The organism is Larkinella soli (genome assembly GCF_003703975.1).
Lineage (GTDB): Bacteria > Bacteroidota > Bacteroidia > Cytophagales > Spirosomataceae > Larkinella > Larkinella soli.
In genome coordinates, this window is record NZ_ML112624.1 from 20,314 (window position 1) to 36,549 (window position 16,236).

Sequence of the window (16,236 nt, forward strand, 5' to 3'; positions counted from 1 at the left end):
ACATTGCGCTCGAAAAACAACAAACAGCAAGAATTGAATAAATCAATTTCATAAAAATTCTCTTTTTCCCTTGACTTTAAAACTGTGACTTAATTCGCTCTTCAGATTTTTAACCAGGCCAACTAAATTTTCCAAAATAATCAGGGATGGAAAAAGTAATACGGCAAGATTAAACAGTTAAAAGACGTACCAATATTTTTTCGAAAATTCAGAATTAATATTTCAATAAATCAGAGTAAACTTTTATAATTTTTCTTATAACTTCTTAATTCCTCAGACACCGCTCTCCGTTTCATTCACAAAAGTCAATCGATTAAAAAACAATTAATTAAGCTTAAAAACGCATTTATTTTAGCCTTTTTCTGTAATAGAACTCCATAATAGGAAATTCAACATTTAGCATTTTGGCTTAATTATTAAAGATAGCGATAAATGTGAAAATGTCAAATCCGTTGAGTAATATTCACTAAACACTTCTACACAAATAATTCTATATTCTTCCGGATTGAATTTTGAAACAACGGAACTGGAAATATTTTTAGGTTAAATTATATTTTTAATAGCAAGCGCCAATTCGGTCCCATAAATACTCCAGGGTCTGGCCCGGGCCGTCTCCATTGCATTTTTACCGGTTTCGGCAATTAATTTCGGATGAAGACACAGTTCATCGAGGATGATCCGGATGGCTTCCGTCGATCCGGCTTTGATAATCCAGCCGTTTTCTCCGTGCCCGATCAGGTCGGGTCCGGCCGTCCGGTCGGTCGTGATGACCGGGGTGCCCTGTGACATGGCCTCGGTAATGACCAGACCGAAGCCCTCGAACAGGGACGGGAACACCAGGACATCCTGCTCGCGCATGAGTTTCAGGACATGAGCGTGCGACAGGCTCGGATACCACTTCACCTTCGACAAGGCCTGGTCCAGGGCCGCACATTCCGCCCCGGTTTTCTGCCCGACCACAGTCAGTTCGATATGCGCACCGAACGTTTCGGCAGCCGCGAAGAGGTTGGCAATTCCTTTTCGCTGCGTCAGTCCGCCCACAAAAAGAACCTTTAACGGACGTCCCCCCTGCCCCGTCCCATAGCTTCGGGCGGGCCCGACCGGCGGAAAACCGTAGGGAATCACATGAACCGGAGCCAGGTTTCCGGGAAAATCCCGGAGGGTACCGGCCGTAAACCGACTGGCGACAAATATGTGGTCGGCCAGTTTCAGCTCCTCATCTTTCCGGGCCAGTTTGGCGTCGGAATCCCGAAAACCGGTCAGCGTCGACTGCCATTCCGGCCAGGCCAGCCGCTCGGCTTCGAGCAGCCGCCGGGCGGTTCGCCAGTACCCGATCGGGAGATCATACAGGCACTGGAGACCCAGCTGTCTGGCTTCGCGGAAGGATGCCTCCGCGCCGTCCTCATAGGCATAAACCGCCTTCACACCGTTTCTGGCGCCTTTTCTCAACCCTGAAGCCACCTTCCGGTCGATGCTGTGGTAAACCGCATCGACGGAAAAGGGCCCGGTTTCATGTCTGACCAATTCCTGCAGACCGGCTTTCAGGGCGGCCATTCGGCCCAGCTCCCGCCAGGGCCAGAGCTGCGTCGACGACCGGAGCGCCGAGTGAAAGGCCCGGCGCCGGAACTCGGCGAAGGGCCGCAGCCGGCTCAGGCGGTCCAGCACATCCCCCGGAAACGTCGCAATGGCGGTGGTGAACCCGGCCAGAATCTCGGTTTCCCGGAGGCTGCCGGCGGCCGCCCGGACGTTGGCGTTGCCGGTCGGATGGGACATGATCACTTTCATACCGGTCCTGTTTTTGCAAAAGCGGTTTCGAGCACTTCGAGGTAGCGCCCGGAAACCACTTTCGGATGATGCATGGACAAATGGCGGTCGGCAGCGTCGCGAAGCCGTTTTTCCAGGTTCGGATCGTCGAGCAGCCGGCGAATACAGGCCACCATGGCATCCACATCGCCCCGGGCGAAGGTCAGTCCGGCCTTCCCGACCGCGTCGGGTAAGCCTCCGCCGTCGGAAACGAGCGGCAGACATCCGCAGGCCATCCCCTCCAGGGCCACATTCCCGAAAGGCTCCTCCCAGAAGGAGGGCACCAGCAGGAACCGATGGGCGTTGAGGCTCCGGACGAGTTCTTCTCCCCGCAGCGCTCCGGTAAAGGTGACCCGGTCCTGAAGACCGTACTGATCCGCCAATTTTTCCAGATTTTCCCGCTCCGGGCCGTCGCCGATGATGGTCAGACCAAGGGCTTCCCCTCCTTTTACCGTCCGCAGCCGGTGCAGGGCCTCCACGGCCAGGGCGGCTCCTTTGTCGGAAACCAGGCGGCCGAGAAACACGAAATCCCGGGTTTTCGGCACATCCGGGAGCCTTCGAAACAGGTGGGTCCGGTAAGGATTACCGATCACGACGGCCGGCGGCCAGTCTGCTTTCCGAACGGCATCGCTGACGGCAATGACCGCCTTCGTGCGCTGGAGCCACAGAAATTTCAGCCGGTCCTGCCAGTGTTTTTCGCCGTTCGTGCGCCGGATCCAGGTCCGCAGGGCCACCACGGAGGGCTTCCGGAAAAACAGGGTCGGCCAGGCCAACCGGAGACACGGATTGTTTTCGAATACGATGTCGGCCCACCGGTGATGATCGAAAAGCGTCGATCCGGACGGTTGACGGACTACCTGAAACGGAAACTTCTTCTCTCCCTCCTGGCCGGTCCAGGTAACAAGCCGGACGTCGTGGCCGGCTTCGTGGAACGAGGTCGCCAGTATTTCGGAATTGACTTCGATTCCGCCGATGTCCGGATAAAACCGGTGGGTCAAAAACAGAACTTTCATATCTCCGGATTACTTCTGGTCAGTGGTGAACAATCAATCAGTTAATTGCGAAATAAACTGCCGGGCTACGCCGGGCAGCAGCGAGTGGTACTCCGAGCGGTCCGAAAACCGCAGAGCCTCATTCAGATCCGTAAAAATCAGGTGCCTGCGGAAGGAATACTCCACCAGCTGCAGGTCCGTCAGCTTCGGCATCCAGATCGGCAGACCGTGTTCGAGCATGGCGATGGCCGAACCGCTCTTCCCCAGAAATTGAGGATCTGAACGAGCCACTCCGACATGGCACTCCCGGATCACGCTGCTCAGGGTATCCGAGTTCAGGTAACCACAGTCGATAATCGAGACGCGCTCCTGCGACAGCGACTCCTGCAGCGCCTGGATAAATGCCGATTTATTGGGGGAATCCGCCCCCACGATCACCATACAAAAATGCTTTCCGGTCTTTTTTAACAAGCCGGCTAAGCCGTTCAGGACCAAAGTTAAATAAGGTCCCCGGGGCGCTAACCCAAAAAATAACAGCTTCTGGGCGTTAATTTTTTTCAGGGAATCAAGCACCAGATGCCGGCGCATCCTGCTGTCGGGAATGTTGCCGAATATTTCAAGTACATCGGAGGCAATGCCGAGGCTTTGAAGTCTTCTTTTATTATAGGGAACCGACACATTTACCTTTACCGGCTTCAACCGGTTAACGCATCGGGAAATAACAAACTGCTGAATCTGTGCAACGGCTTTCTGCACGAATCTATTCGGGTTGTCGAGCCAGAGTTCGTGGAACATGATATGCCAGCGATAGTTCCGGTCGAGCCAGAGCAGAAATTGGTCGATTCCCACCGGAACCCCTTTTCGATGAAAAGAATAAGGCACGAACTGAAGGCTGATAACCTCCGGATTTTTACCCATTATCCATTTCTTTGCCCGGTTAAAACGTCTGATATTGGACCAGTTTCCCGGCAGGCGAAGCACTCGCAGTTCCGTTCCGTCCGCCAGTTGAACCACTTCCGATTCCTCCGAAATAAAGCGGTCGTTTAAGGCAAGGATATCGACCCTATGCCCAATACGGATCAGCTCGGCCGAAAGCCGCCGGGTATAATCTCCGACGCCGTCCATACCAGGTTCCATCGAGCCGCAAAGGAAAATGATTCTAAGCATCTATTCTCAAACTAAGATCTGCGATAAAACCGGTTAATTAAACCGGCAAACAGGATGGTAAACCTTCTGATTTTAATCTGCATCGGGCTGTAATTCCGAATAGGCCCGTCCAGATTCAGCCAGTAGGCCTTGTCGGCCAAAGTGGCCGGTCGGCCGTCCAGCGCCGACAGGATGAAATTCTTTTTCCAGGGCTTCGGCTGTCCGAGCGCATGCGGCATGAGGGACGTTCCGTACTTGAAGGCCATTCCGTCCTGCCCGGCAAAACTCAGGCTTCCTTCCCAGGCTTCCACTGCGGCATTCAGGGCGTCCTGATCGGTTTTTCCGAAAGGCGCAAATGGCCCGCTCGACCCGGCCGGGAGCGGGGTGCCCGTCAGGGAAGACCGGTTGAGGCCGCCGATCTGCGGGGCCATCACCTCCTGAATCTGTTTCCAGGTTTTCAGAAAACTGCAGTTTTCCCGACTCAGGCCGGTAAACCCGCCGTTGACGTAAATGGGAGATTTGAAGTCCAGCTTGATGTCGTTTTTGCCGAAGTACCGACGCCAGGCCACCCTTCGCGGATGGTGCTGCGCCAGCGGTGAGTTGACGTCCTCGCAAAGCGCCACCCCGCATGAGATCCATTCTTCAAAAAAATGCCAGGGCGCCGTTACTACGATGTCCGGGTCGAAATAATACATTCCGCCGGCGTCCCGGGCCGGGCCGTCCCACAGGCGCAGCATGAAATCCGGCTTATAGTTGGTGAGATGGTAGTCGGTTTCCAGCGGAAGGAAATGGAGATCGAGGCCGTCGGCTACTTTCAGCCTCGTCGCACCCGGCCAGTGAACCGATCCGTCGGCTCGGGAGGAAGAGGCCCAGGCAGGCAGACTGCCGCGATACCCTGCATAGATTGCTCCCCGATATCCATTTTTATAAAGTGAATTCGTTAAAGCTGCAACGCCATGATGATAATGACTTTCAAAAAGCGTACAGATAGTTGAAGCCATGGGGATTAACATTAATTTAAATCGATGACCCTGTTTAGCTGACCACTTTCCGCTTTCTGGACTTTTTCTGTGCTTTCTTTTTGGAATACCCGGATTTTTCGTCGGCAATCATATCGTTCAGAAGCAGGGCGGGATGCACAATCATTCCGTTCTTATGGAGATCCTCCATCTCGGCCAAATCCTTTTTGTTGGTATGATTGAAGCGCACCAGGAATAAAGTCGAATCCACGTACGACTTCAGAACGAACGCATCGGCCACTTTTCCGATCGGGGCGGAATCGATCAGAATAAAATCGAAACTGCCTTTTACTTCCTCAATCAGATGGGCCAGTTTCGGCGACAGAATCAACTCGGACGGATTCCCTAAAACCGAGCCGGCATGAATGATGGACAGGCCCGGAATTTTCCCGGAAGGCTGAATGATATCGACAATCGAAACATCGTCCGAAGAAAGATAATCCGTTACGCCGGCGGACCCGGGCAGACCCAGATCTTCCGCGAGGCCGGGCTCTCTCAGATCCAGTTCCATCAGCAGCACTTTCTTACCGGCTCGGACCAGACTGGCCGCGAGATTGACGCTGATAAACGTTTTTCCTTCCCCCTTGTTGGCCGAGGTGATCAGCACCACTTTATTCCGGGTGTTCAGCGTATTGAAAAGGAAGTTGGCCCGGATTCGTTCCAGTCGTTCGGCGTGCAGGCTATGAGCATCGGAAATCAGAATGGATTTCGAATTAAGGTGCGGCATTTCGTCGATGATCTGGACTTTCGTCAGGTCCATGACATCCTCCTTGTTCATCACTTTACTGCTCAGAAGTCCTTTCAGAAACAGATAGACAAACGGTCCGCCAAGACCCAGAACGAAGGCCACCAGAAAGGTCAGCGTCGGCTGCGGGCTAACCGGAACCCGGTCGGCGCGGGCCGGATCGATGATCTCCGAATCCGATATCAGGGCCGATCGGGAAATGGTGGCTTCTTCCCGTTTCTGAAGCAGATACAGGTAGATGTTCTGACGGATCGTCTGCTCCCGGTTGATCTGGATCAGTTCCCGTTCCATGGACGGAACCTGGTTGACCTTCGACCGGAACTTCTCTGAACTCGCCTTGTAGTTATTGCTCTCGATCACCAGACCGTTCTTGATGTTTCGGAGGTTTTCGAGGATGTTGGTCCGCAGGTTATAAATCTGTTCGTTGACGTCTTTCACCAGCGGGCTGTTCGGTTTAACATCCTGCAATAAATTCTCCCGCTGGAGCTGAAGTTCGTTCAGTTTCGCCAGCAGCCCGTTGAGCGTCTGATCACTCAATCCCAGCGTACTCGGCACCAGTTTAAACTGGTTCTGGCCCTCGGTCAGGTAGTTCTCGATCGATTCGAGCAGGTCGATCTGAAGCCCGTACTGCGCCATGGTCTTCGTATACGATTCCGCATTGGCGTAGTAGTTGGCCGCCTGACTCCCGATGTCGATCAGTTCGTTCCTCCGTTTGAAGTTTTCGACCCGCTGCTCCACCCCGGAAAGGGACGAAGTGAAATATTGAAGACGCTCGTTCAGGAAGGAGATGGTATTGTCGACGACCCGGGTTTTGTTTTCGAAGGAATCGTCCGAATACAGCTTCAGGAGCCGGTCGATTATTTCCCTGCCTCTCTGCGGAAAGATATCGACAATGCTCACCTTCAGAACGCTGGCCTTATCCGTGACCGGAAGAACCGACAGCACTTCGCTGTATTTATCAGTGGCCGTTTCGATATCAAGGAAGGAAAAGGAGATTTCCTCATCGACCAGATCCTTCAGCCCGGGGCCCGCCAGGATGGTGAAATTCCCGTAGGGCCGTTTTACCACCTGCCCAAATTTATACGTCGCCGACTCCTCGTTAAAATCTGTCAGGGTAAACGAATTCCCGGATTTTAGCGTGATAAGAAACGGCTGTTCATAGACCGTAGAATCCAGTTTTCCGACTACGATTTTGATCGGAATATCCATGCCGTAAACTTCCGAGCCGTTGATGAAATAGGTCGTGGTCAGACCCAGTTCATTGATGGTTCTTTTCATCAGCCGTTTCGATTTTAGCAGGAGCATGATCGTCGAAAGGCTGTTATACGGATCCGAAACCATTCCACCGAACGATACGATGCTGGCTACGTTCGGAACGGGCGCATTCTCCTTGATTAAAATGGTACTGCTGATGGAATATTTCGGCGTACTTATCACCTTCAGATACACAAAGGCTGAGACCAGGCAAACCGCCAGACCGATGGCAAACAGGTACCACTTCCGGAAATAAACGGCCAGAATGGCGTTGATATCCTTCTTTCTCGGCTGGTCAATACTTAATGGAAATAACTCGTTCTCGTTCATCCTCGTAACCTGATAAAAAGTAAAGTACCCGTTGAAATCAAAGACACCACCGTTAACACGTTGCGCAGTGAGTTCCTGAGGTTGGTCTTCTCGGCAAATGGCTCCGGCTGGACGTAAACCACGTCGTTTTGCTGGAGATAGAAGTAGGGCGAATTCAATACTTCCCGGTTGGTGAGATCCAGGCGAACGGTGCTTCGGATTCCCTCCTTTTCACGAATGATCAAAACCCGCTTTTTATCACCGCCTTCGGCAATGTCCCCGGCCCGGGCAATGGCTTCGAGAATGTTTATCTTCCCATCCTCCACCCCGAGCGTCTGCGGGCTTCTTACTTTCCCGAGCAGGGTGATCTTGAAGTTGGAAATGGTAACGTTGACGATCGGGTTCTTCACGTAATTGTCACCGATGAAGCCCGTCAGTTTAGCCGATGCCTCCGCCGGTGTCAGATTGGAAACTTTAATTTTACCGATGACCGGAAACCGGATACTCCCGTCCTTATCCACCAGATAAGCCGGCGAAGCGCCCCCTTCGGCCGTTCCGGTGTTGAACAGGTTATTGGTCTCCGTATTGGAGCTAACCACCGTGATATTGAGCTGATCTCCGGGCAGAATCCGGGTTTCCGTCTGGTTCTCGATCGGCAACCTCGATTCATAAGCTGAATTCAGGTCATCAAAGTAATGAGGGTCTTTCGCCGTCTTACAGGAAGAGAAAAACAGCAGTTCCGAAACCATGACAAAGCCTGCCATCATGTTGCGGATCCAGGTTTTCAAGTGAGCGTTTTCCGTTTGCATTTCATTTAATTTTTGGCTCAAAAAGAGGATGATCGACTACCGGTTTCAGCGAACCAGCAGCACCTGACCGTGTCGGGTGATCCATTGGCTGGTGGCGTTCCGTGTCGTTTTATATTCCATTTTCCACAGGTACGAATTTTCCGGACACGGCACCCCTTTCGAGGTTCCGTTCCAGAACGCATTTCCGCTTTCATTCGAAAAGATCAGCTCGCCCCAGCGGTTGAAAATCTTCAGTCGCACTTCGATGTTTTCCGTGCTTTTCCACTCGAAGACCTCATTTTGACCGTCGCCGTTCGGAGAAAAGGCGTCGGGCACAAAAACCAGGGCCGAAGCGGGGCAGTTGTCCAGCACCACGAATTTCCGCTCCGCAGCACAGCCGGCCGGCGTCCGCACCGTCACCGAATAAGTGCCCGGCCCGGTCACCTCCAGACTGGCGCCCTTACCGGCTCCGGGCACCCATTCGTAGGTCAGATCGGTACCCGTAAACCTCGGGTCCAGAACCAGGGGCTGCGCACCCGGACAGTCGATCGTCTGCTCGTTCGGCACTTCACTTTTCGGCAGGGCTTCAAACGTGACCTGAACGGAATCCCGGTCGGCGCAGCCGTCGTTGACGACCTCCAGCGTGTAAAGCCCGCTGGTGGTGGGACTGATGGCCCGGGCGGTTTCGCCCGTCGACCATTTGAACTGTACACCGGAAGCTTCCGGAGCCAGCGTCGGATTGAGTTCGACCGGTGTGCCTTCGCAGACGCTGCGGTCGGCCCCCAGGTTTACCTTCGGTGTTTTCACCCGGACGAACACACTGTCGGTTTTCTGATTGGAGCACTGGTCCGTATAGGTGACCGTATAGAGTTGATCGTTCGCTACCGTCAACTGGGGCGTTCGGGAGTTGGGGTTGTCGAGACCCACCGCCGGTCTCCATTCATACCGGTCGTTGAATGACTTGTTGGCGACCAGCCCGACCACTTCACCCCGGCACGCCGGCAGGGTATCCCGCATGACGATTTCCTTCTGGAGGCAAACCGTATGGGCGTTGGCCGAACTTCCGGTCGACGAAGTAAAGCCCCAGAAAACCTCCTGGCGGCCCTTGAAAATGTCCTGAATGAGCTTAACCGGCTGGCTGATCCGCTGGTTGCAGTCGACAAAGACCTGCAGAATCTGATTTACGGCATCCCATTTTACGCGGATCAGGTGGTTTTTGCCGTCCTTGACGTTACCGGAAGCCGTGGAAATCGGCACGGGAGCCGCAAATCCGGAGGTCCGATGATTGGATTCGCCGTCGCGGACAACGGCAATGTGGTCGGCTTCCGGATCGCCGAGGTTGCCGTTTCGGTGCGTATCGAACTCGATTCCGAGCGCCGGTTGCAGCCCCAAAAATCCCATTCCCTGACCGGGCACGCCCAGAATCCGGTTACCCTTCGTCTGCATCACCATCACGATGCCGTCGGCTCCTCTGGGATTCGATCCGAAATTCATGGTAAACTCCAGTTCGAAGGACTCGGTCAGACGAAGCGGCTCGTCATACCAAACGGCTCCATTCTGTCCGTTCTGGGCTGCCGTCAATTGATAACAGTCGGATTGTGCGCTTCCTCTGGCCGTTCCCACAAGCGTATAACCGCCCTGGGCCAAAGCGATCCCCAGGCTCAGATTCAGGGCCAAAACCGGCATCAGGGCAACCAGAAAGATCAATTTTACCTTCATTAAAAATCGGCCAGATTTAACGCTAACTTTTTGATAAATGGAGAAAAGTTTTTCACAACCATTTATCCGGTTACTTTCTTTATTGGCACATTTTCCCAGGCCGTTGAAACCTGAGAAATCAGACGAGATGACTTTTTTCAACCGGTTTTATTTCCGCGGATCCGGCAGATTCAAGCTCCCGGATCTTTAAATAAATCTGAGTGAAATAAGCCAGTTTGAGAATGCTGAAAGCAAACCCTCTGGTACCATCCCGAAAACCGCCCATCAGCACGAAACTGCCCAGAAAATAGGCAGGCCCCAGCCAGGGCGTCCGCATCAGTCCGTATTTAAGCCGCTGTTTCCATGACCAGCGGCCGGTCGCTTTCGAATCGTTTTTAAGCTTCAGGAAACGGGCTGCTTCCCAGCTTGAATATTCATTGTGTTTAGTGACGTAATAGTTGATTCCACGGATGTCCTGATGATCGATTTTACTGCGAATCATACCGACTTTTCCTTCAATCACCGGGTGTTCATGAATCTCCATATCCAGCCGGCTCCACTGGTCTTCATCGATGCGTTCATATTCACCGGCACCGACCTGAAACAAAGCCAGTTTATGCAGGAAATAACCGCCTTTATTCTGCTTTCCCAGGAAGTAGACCGTGTAGCGTAACCAGTACCCGAGACAGTCGCTATTTCCTTCCAGTTTTTCCCGAAGTTCCGTTTTAAAGGCTTCGGTCAGAATCTCGTCGGCATCCAGAAACATGACCCATTTGGTGGCAGGTGTATAATTTCTGAGATACCAGTTTCGCTTTTTCGGAAATTTTCCGTCCCAAACGAAATCAACTACTTCCGCCCCATAAAAGCGGGCAATTTCCGCAGTTCGGTCCGTACTTCCCGAATCGATAACCACGACATGTCGGGCCAGATCCGATCCAATCGCCTTCAGGCATTTCGGAAGATTTTGTTCTTCATTGCGAACCGGTATTGCAATGGTTAAATCAAGCGCCATGAAAAACAACGTTCAACTGATACAGACATCCAATCACTTCGTAAATTGACGATCCAGTTTCTCAACCGGGGCAGAAAACACCCGTTTTTTAATCGGCTGACACGGATGACCGGCACAAACAAACCAGGCCGGCATATTCTTCGTAACCACCGATCTTGCTCCGATTATACAGCCCTCCCCGATCGATACGCCCGGGTGAATAAAAGATTCGGCGGCAATCCAGGCCTGATCACCAATCGTAATCGGTCGGGTCAGCAACGGAAAACCGGGATGCGTATAATCGTGCGTTCCCGTGCAAACATTCGTTCCCTGAGAGATGACCGCCCGGTAGCCAATCCGGATTTTATCCTGAGAATAAAGTACCGCCCCACTCGCAATTCCGCATTCATCGGCCAATTCCAGATTCCAGGGAGCCCAGATTCTTACTCCCGGATAAACATGAACGCCCCGCCCGATCTTAGCGCCGAAAGACCGGAGGATAAACGCCCGCCACTGATGAAGTGGACGGGGTGAAAACCGGAAAAATAAAAGATCCGCCACGGCCCATACCAGCCTTGCCAGACGATTGCGCAAGGAAAAAGACGGGCCTGTATGTGTATCCTGGTTATGCATAAGTTATCTACCCGATAATGGCTTCCCTAAACCGCATGGCGGCCGGTTTTACGGAAAAGTTCTGCGCAAAGGTGTTTCTTGCATTATCACCCATCTTTCGCTTCTCCGATGCCGGTAATTCAAACCATCGGCTCAGTAATTGCAGGGTGCCGGAAAAGTTATCTTCCGCGACAAAGCCTGCTCCACCGGCCGTAATTTCTCGCCAGATGTTCACCTGATCGGAGATTAATACCGGTTTCCCGCAGGCTAAAGCTTCGGCTACAGCAATTCCGAAATTCTCCTGATGACTCGGTAACAGAAACGCTTCGCAGCCAAAAAATGCCCCCAGTTTCGCATGACCCGAAAGCATGCCCGGAAAGAGAATATTGCTTTTCCCGATTGGATCGGCCTGCGCCAGCTGCCGCAGTGAACGTCCAAACTCAGTGTCCATTCCCGGCCCGGCAATGACAAGCCTGGGAAGTTCTTTCCCGGAAGCCGCCACTTTATTCGCCAGGTTTATGTACGCATCGATCAGCAGATCCACACCTTTCTTCGGATGAATCCGACTCAGAAAAAGAAAATAAGGCTTCCCGTTCACTTCAGGACATTTCGCTAAAAATGCCTCCTTCATTACCGGCGCAAAACCCAGTGGCATTTCGATTCCGTAGCCGACATTAATTTCTCTTTTCGGTTGATAGGGACGGAACGTTTCGCGTGCCCGAAGCAATTCCGTTTCGCAGGTAAACAGGAGTCCGTCCGACTCCCTGACAACTTTTTGTTCCAGCAGTTGCCAGTACAGCCAGTTGCGGATTGCCTTTAATTTCCGATCGGGGGCACGCTGGAAATAAGGGTCCAGCATACCATGCGGCATAACGAACCATTTCAGCGGTTTTTCGGCAGAACGCGCGTTTTTTAATTGATGGATAATCCCCCGGACGGCATTGGAATGATAGAGCCAGATTCCGTTCGAAACCAATACATCGAATCGGTCCATATTACTTTTCAGCCAGGGAAGTAATTTCGGACTGTAATGCCAGCTGTTCGGTTTAACTCCGAGCGCATGAACAGGAAAAGAATCCTTTCCCAGGTAAGCGGCATTCGGCTCATCGAAGCACACCACTTCCCGGTAAACGCCCATCGTTTCCAGTACGGGCGTCGAGGTTCTGATTCCCTGGCAAGGGCCGCCTGAAACCGGATCCATGCTGCCCGTTATATGCAAAACCCGTATTTCCCTGCCTGAACTATTCATCTTTTTTTCGCCGGAACCGGCATGATTTAATCAGATTTTTCCCACCACATTCGGTCTGTCAGTAAGCTTGCTCGACTACGAAATTCATCGAAATGGTATAGAGCAGATAAATGAAAAATACCAGCAGCTGAATCGACAGGAAATGTTCGTTTTCAACACCCAACAGGTTATCCTTAAATTGCTTGAATAAAGAAACCATAGAGGTATAGTTTAAAGTGAAAGGAAGAACTACCAGGCGTGAACATCACCGTCGAACATCTTTTTTACGGTGAGGTAACAGATCTTGACATCGACCCGAATGGAGGCTTTTTTCAGATAAAAGAGGTCATACCGCAGGCGTCTTTTCATCTTGTCGTTATCGGTGATTCCCCGGGCTCCGCGGATCTGGGCCAGGCCGGTAATTCCCGGTTTGACGGAATACCGTTTCGGATAGTGGGGAGCCATATTCCAGTACTCGGCATCGTGCTCGATGGCATGCGGCCGGGGACCGACGATGCTCATATCACCCATAAAAACATTGATAAACTGGGGAAGCTCATCCAGATTGGTTTTGCGAAGCCACTTCCCGAAGGGCGTTACCCGCGGGTCATTCATGGCCGTCTGTTTGAAGCTGGAACTGGAGGGAGCTGCGGTCATCGTCCGCAATTTGATGCAGCGGAAGGTCCGGCCGTGCCGGCCCGTTCTTTTCTGGATAAAAAAGGCCGGGCCTGGGGAGGTCAGTCGAACGATGGTACCCAGAATCGGAAGAATCCAGATCAGAATACAGGCCGTAATGAGAAAGGATAACGTTATGTCAAACAAACGTTTCTTGAACATCAAAAAGGACTCTTTCCTTTTTGACGCATTCTTCTCATCATACTCATAAGTCTGATACGAGTAGAAAGTATTCATAACCGAAAATTTTTAAACAAATGACTTGTAATCTCAGCGATTTCCCGCCTTTAAATACTATGACTTTTCGAAAGCCGGATCAGTATTCAGGGCAGCGTAGCTTGTCCAACCTGAGCATTCTTAAAAAGCAGTTGTTCAAACTTCTTCATTACTACTTCTCTCTCAAGGGCTTCTTCGGCATATTGCCTGGCATTCCTTTTAATCTGGGTATTGTCGTTGAAAAGGGCCTTTTTAATACTGTCATTCAAGGCTTCCTGGTTTTCCGCTTCGGCGAGGACCGCAAGATCATAGCGGGTGACGAGATCATGGAGGCTGCTTCCTTCGTTGGCAGTGATTATTGCTACTCCTCCAACCGCCAGAATGGCAGCCAGTTTCGAAGGCATGACCAGATCACTGGCATTTGCTTTCTGGATGACAAAGTGGATATCGGCAACGTTTAAAAATTCATTAAACGACGCCGACGGCTGCAACGGAAGAAACCTGACATTTTTCAAACCAAGTGATTCGGCCAGGGCCTGCAGCCTGACTTTATAGGGACCGGAGCCGCAAATAACAAAACAAAGGTTATTCAATTTTTCAAACTCTTTGGCGGCATAAAGTATGGCTTCAATCCCTTGTTTTTCCCCGATCGCACCGGAGTACAACAATATCGTGTCAGACGACTTAAACCCATATTTTACCTTTAATTCGTCTTTATGATGAATAGGATAAATTAATTTAGAATCGACTGGATTTAAAAACAACTGAACTGCTTTTTTGACTTTCGGTTGGATAATCCTTGCCATACCATCACCAACACAAGTCACTATATTGCAGTTTTTCAATATATATTTTTCAATTTTAAACATCCAGTCGATCAGAGATTTATTCTTTATCATATTCAGGTCTCTTGCAGCCTCAATTTGCAAATCCTGGACATGATAAACCAAATTTGTTGGATTAAATTTTTTGTAAATCACACCGAGTATTCCGATTAAAAATGATGGAACAACCGTAATTATTGCATCATATTTCGGCTTTTTGCTCAACGAAATGAGCTGAAAGGCAGCCGCAAGAAGGAAGGTGAAATCCAATATGATCCTCTTTACCCCACTCGGATTTTTCGGCACATACATGGGGCACCGGTAGACAGTAATCGTGGCCCCGTTCTCAATTTGAATACTTTCCTTTTTAAACCAATATTTATTCTTTGAATAAGGCTGTTGTACTTCCCAATAAGGGTAATAAGGATATGATGTTATTACACTACAATCATACCCGTTTTCAGCAAACCAAAAAAGAGTATCGCCACTATATCTCCCGATACCTGTCGGTTCCGGGAAAAAGTTATAGCCAATTAATAATATTCGTTTTTTCAAAAGCTTATTATTTTGGTTTCAGGCAAACGACTCCTCTTCCTTTCAAGAAGTAACACAAAAAATCTGAGCACAAAGATTGAATTAATCTTCGGCATTAGGTTCCCGTTAAATGGAAAAGTGAAATTTGTATTTGAAAATTCTGAATGATTTCTACCTTCAGAATTTAATACATTTAAATCGTAATGGCTTTTATATATGCCATTTAAACCTGTTTTAATTACAGGATTCTTTCTGAAGACCAAAACAGTTCATAACCGAGAGGTACAATTTCTGAACTGTCCTTTCTATGTGCGTACGGTGGAGGGTAGACTACCCAGAAGAAAAGATACTGGATCAAAACCACTGGATCGAAAAAAACAAAAGCAATCTATTTTCTGATTCAACGGCCTGTTTTATTCTGCTGAATTTTTAAGGCAATTCCTTCTGTTCAGGATAGGATGATGTATTACTACTTGAACTTCCGCAGATCGGCGCTGAATTTCCTGAACTTCTCGTGTCCCAGTTTTTCCATCTTTTATCCACAATTGTCTGATAAAAAAGAGGAAAAATTCAGTAATAGACGCTTTTAAGAGTGTTTCCTTCGATCAAATATAATAGCATAAAATTCAAACAAAAAAGAATTCAGATTCGATTTTTTTTAGGAGTATTCTCAATTCTTTATTTGCCAGACATACCTTTAATCCTGAATTTTCATCCGTTTTTAATCTCAATTAATGATGCGTCCAGTTTTCAACTTGAATAGTTATATATAACTATTCTATTATTTTTTTTAATTATATCCATCAAATTGATCTACTTACTTGACCTTGCGGTTATTTAATATGACATTAAAAGGATTTTGCAGGTAATGTTTGGTCATACATCTACAAAAGTCTCTTTCCTTTTTCATAAATATTCTGATAAGACAGGAATACCTTTAAATTTTTTTTTAACGGACAATTCAAGCTTTTTTATCAGACAAGAATTTTTTAGGGTTTAGATTAATCAAACGTTTGCGTATTAAATTGAAGTGCTACTATTTCTCCAAAATGGCCTATTCTTAATGTTTTAATTCAATGACACGGTTTGAATAATGAAAAATTAACTACATTAGCACAGTCGAATTTCTATTCCCTTCTCCTGATTTTTTCGTTCAGAATTGATACATGAAACATAGAAATATTTTAATGTATTGTTTTTAATTGCCTTTATCCTTAACTCCTGCTCTCCGACCTTATTTCATTCACTGAATACTTTTCTACTCAGGTTATATTTTTACATACTCAGGTCATTTTTATGAAAAAAGCATTGATTACCGGCATCACGGGCCAGGACGGGACTTATCTTGCTGAACTCCTTCTTCGGAAGGGTTATGAAGTCCACGGCATCAAGCGCCGGAGCT

Annotated in this window: 14 protein-coding genes; 1 reads left to right on the forward strand and 13 read right to left on the reverse strand. The window is 49.6% G+C overall.

Translation table 11 applies throughout. The annotated features are described in order from the left end of the window. Window positions 1–543: 543 nt before the first annotated feature. From DX909_RS01760 to DX909_RS01815, 13 genes are all read right to left on the reverse strand, one after another. A complete protein-coding gene (locus tag DX909_RS01760) occupies window positions 544–1,785 on the reverse strand; it encodes a glycosyltransferase family 4 protein (protein ID WP_128543332.1) in 1,242 nt (413 codons plus the stop codon). After that, on the reverse strand, window positions 1,782–2,816 hold the full coding sequence (locus tag DX909_RS01765; RefSeq protein ID WP_128543333.1) for a glycosyltransferase family 4 protein: 1,035 nt from the start codon (window positions 2,814–2,816) through the stop codon (window positions 1,782–1,784). Before DX909_RS01765 ends, DX909_RS01760 begins: the two co-directional genes overlap by 4 nt. Window positions 2,817–2,849: 33 nt before the next feature. Continuing rightward, window positions 2,850–3,962 (reverse strand): glycosyltransferase family protein, encoded by a 1,113-nt coding sequence (locus DX909_RS01770; RefSeq protein WP_128543334.1) that lies wholly within the window; start codon window positions 3,960–3,962, stop codon window positions 2,850–2,852. Between the two features lie 11 nt (window positions 3,963–3,973). Then, window positions 3,974–4,942 (reverse strand): hypothetical protein, encoded by a 969-nt coding sequence (locus DX909_RS01775; RefSeq protein WP_128543335.1) that lies wholly within the window; start codon window positions 4,940–4,942, stop codon window positions 3,974–3,976. 34 nt (window positions 4,943–4,976) lie between these two features. After that, the gene (locus DX909_RS01780; RefSeq protein WP_128543336.1) at window positions 4,977–7,289 is read right to left on the reverse strand and encodes a GumC family protein; all 2,313 of its coding nucleotides are present in this window, start codon (window positions 7,287–7,289) and stop codon (window positions 4,977–4,979) included. Continuing rightward, the gene (locus tag DX909_RS01785; RefSeq protein ID WP_164851169.1) at window positions 7,286–8,056 is read right to left on the reverse strand and encodes a polysaccharide biosynthesis/export family protein; all 771 of its coding nucleotides are present in this window, start codon (window positions 8,054–8,056) and stop codon (window positions 7,286–7,288) included. The genes DX909_RS01780 and DX909_RS01785 overlap by 4 nt, the downstream gene beginning before the upstream one ends. Window positions 8,057–8,122: 66 nt before the next feature. Continuing rightward, entirely contained in the window at window positions 8,123–9,775 is a 1,653-nt protein-coding gene (locus DX909_RS01790) for a lectin-like domain-containing protein (RefSeq protein ID WP_128543338.1), read from the reverse strand. Between the two features lie 118 nt (window positions 9,776–9,893). Beyond that, window positions 9,894–10,766 (reverse strand): glycosyltransferase family 2 protein, encoded by an 873-nt coding sequence (locus DX909_RS01795; RefSeq protein WP_128543339.1) that lies wholly within the window; start codon window positions 10,764–10,766, stop codon window positions 9,894–9,896. A gap of 33 nt (window positions 10,767–10,799) precedes the next feature. Beyond that, window positions 10,800–11,378, reverse strand: a complete 579-nt coding sequence (locus tag DX909_RS01800; RefSeq protein ID WP_128543340.1) for a WcaF family extracellular polysaccharide biosynthesis acetyltransferase — start codon at window positions 11,376–11,378, stop codon at window positions 10,800–10,802. A 7-nt stretch (window positions 11,379–11,385) separates the two neighbouring features. Continuing rightward, a complete protein-coding gene (locus tag DX909_RS01805) occupies window positions 11,386–12,606 on the reverse strand; it encodes a glycosyltransferase (RefSeq protein WP_229310912.1) in 1,221 nt (406 codons plus the stop codon). A gap of 58 nt (window positions 12,607–12,664) precedes the next feature. Beyond that, complete coding sequence (locus tag DX909_RS29430; protein ID WP_164851170.1) at window positions 12,665–12,805, reverse strand: hypothetical protein; 141 nt, start codon at window positions 12,803–12,805, stop codon at window positions 12,665–12,667. A gap of 29 nt (window positions 12,806–12,834) precedes the next feature. Further along, window positions 12,835–13,407 carry a sugar transferase gene (locus DX909_RS01810; protein ID WP_128543341.1) on the reverse strand — a complete coding sequence of 191 codons (573 nt, stop codon included), beginning with the start codon at window positions 13,405–13,407 and terminating at the stop codon, window positions 12,835–12,837. Between the two features lie 176 nt (window positions 13,408–13,583). Further along, window positions 13,584–14,855, reverse strand: a complete 1,272-nt coding sequence (locus DX909_RS01815; protein WP_128543342.1) for a WcaI family glycosyltransferase — start codon at window positions 14,853–14,855, stop codon at window positions 13,584–13,586. Window positions 14,856–16,130: 1,275 nt separating this feature from the next. Here DX909_RS01815 and DX909_RS01820 point away from each other — a divergent pair. Then, window positions 16,131–16,236, forward strand: a 106-nt coding sequence (locus tag DX909_RS01820) for a GDP-mannose 4,6-dehydratase (protein ID WP_128543343.1), incomplete at its 3' end; no start/stop codon positions are given.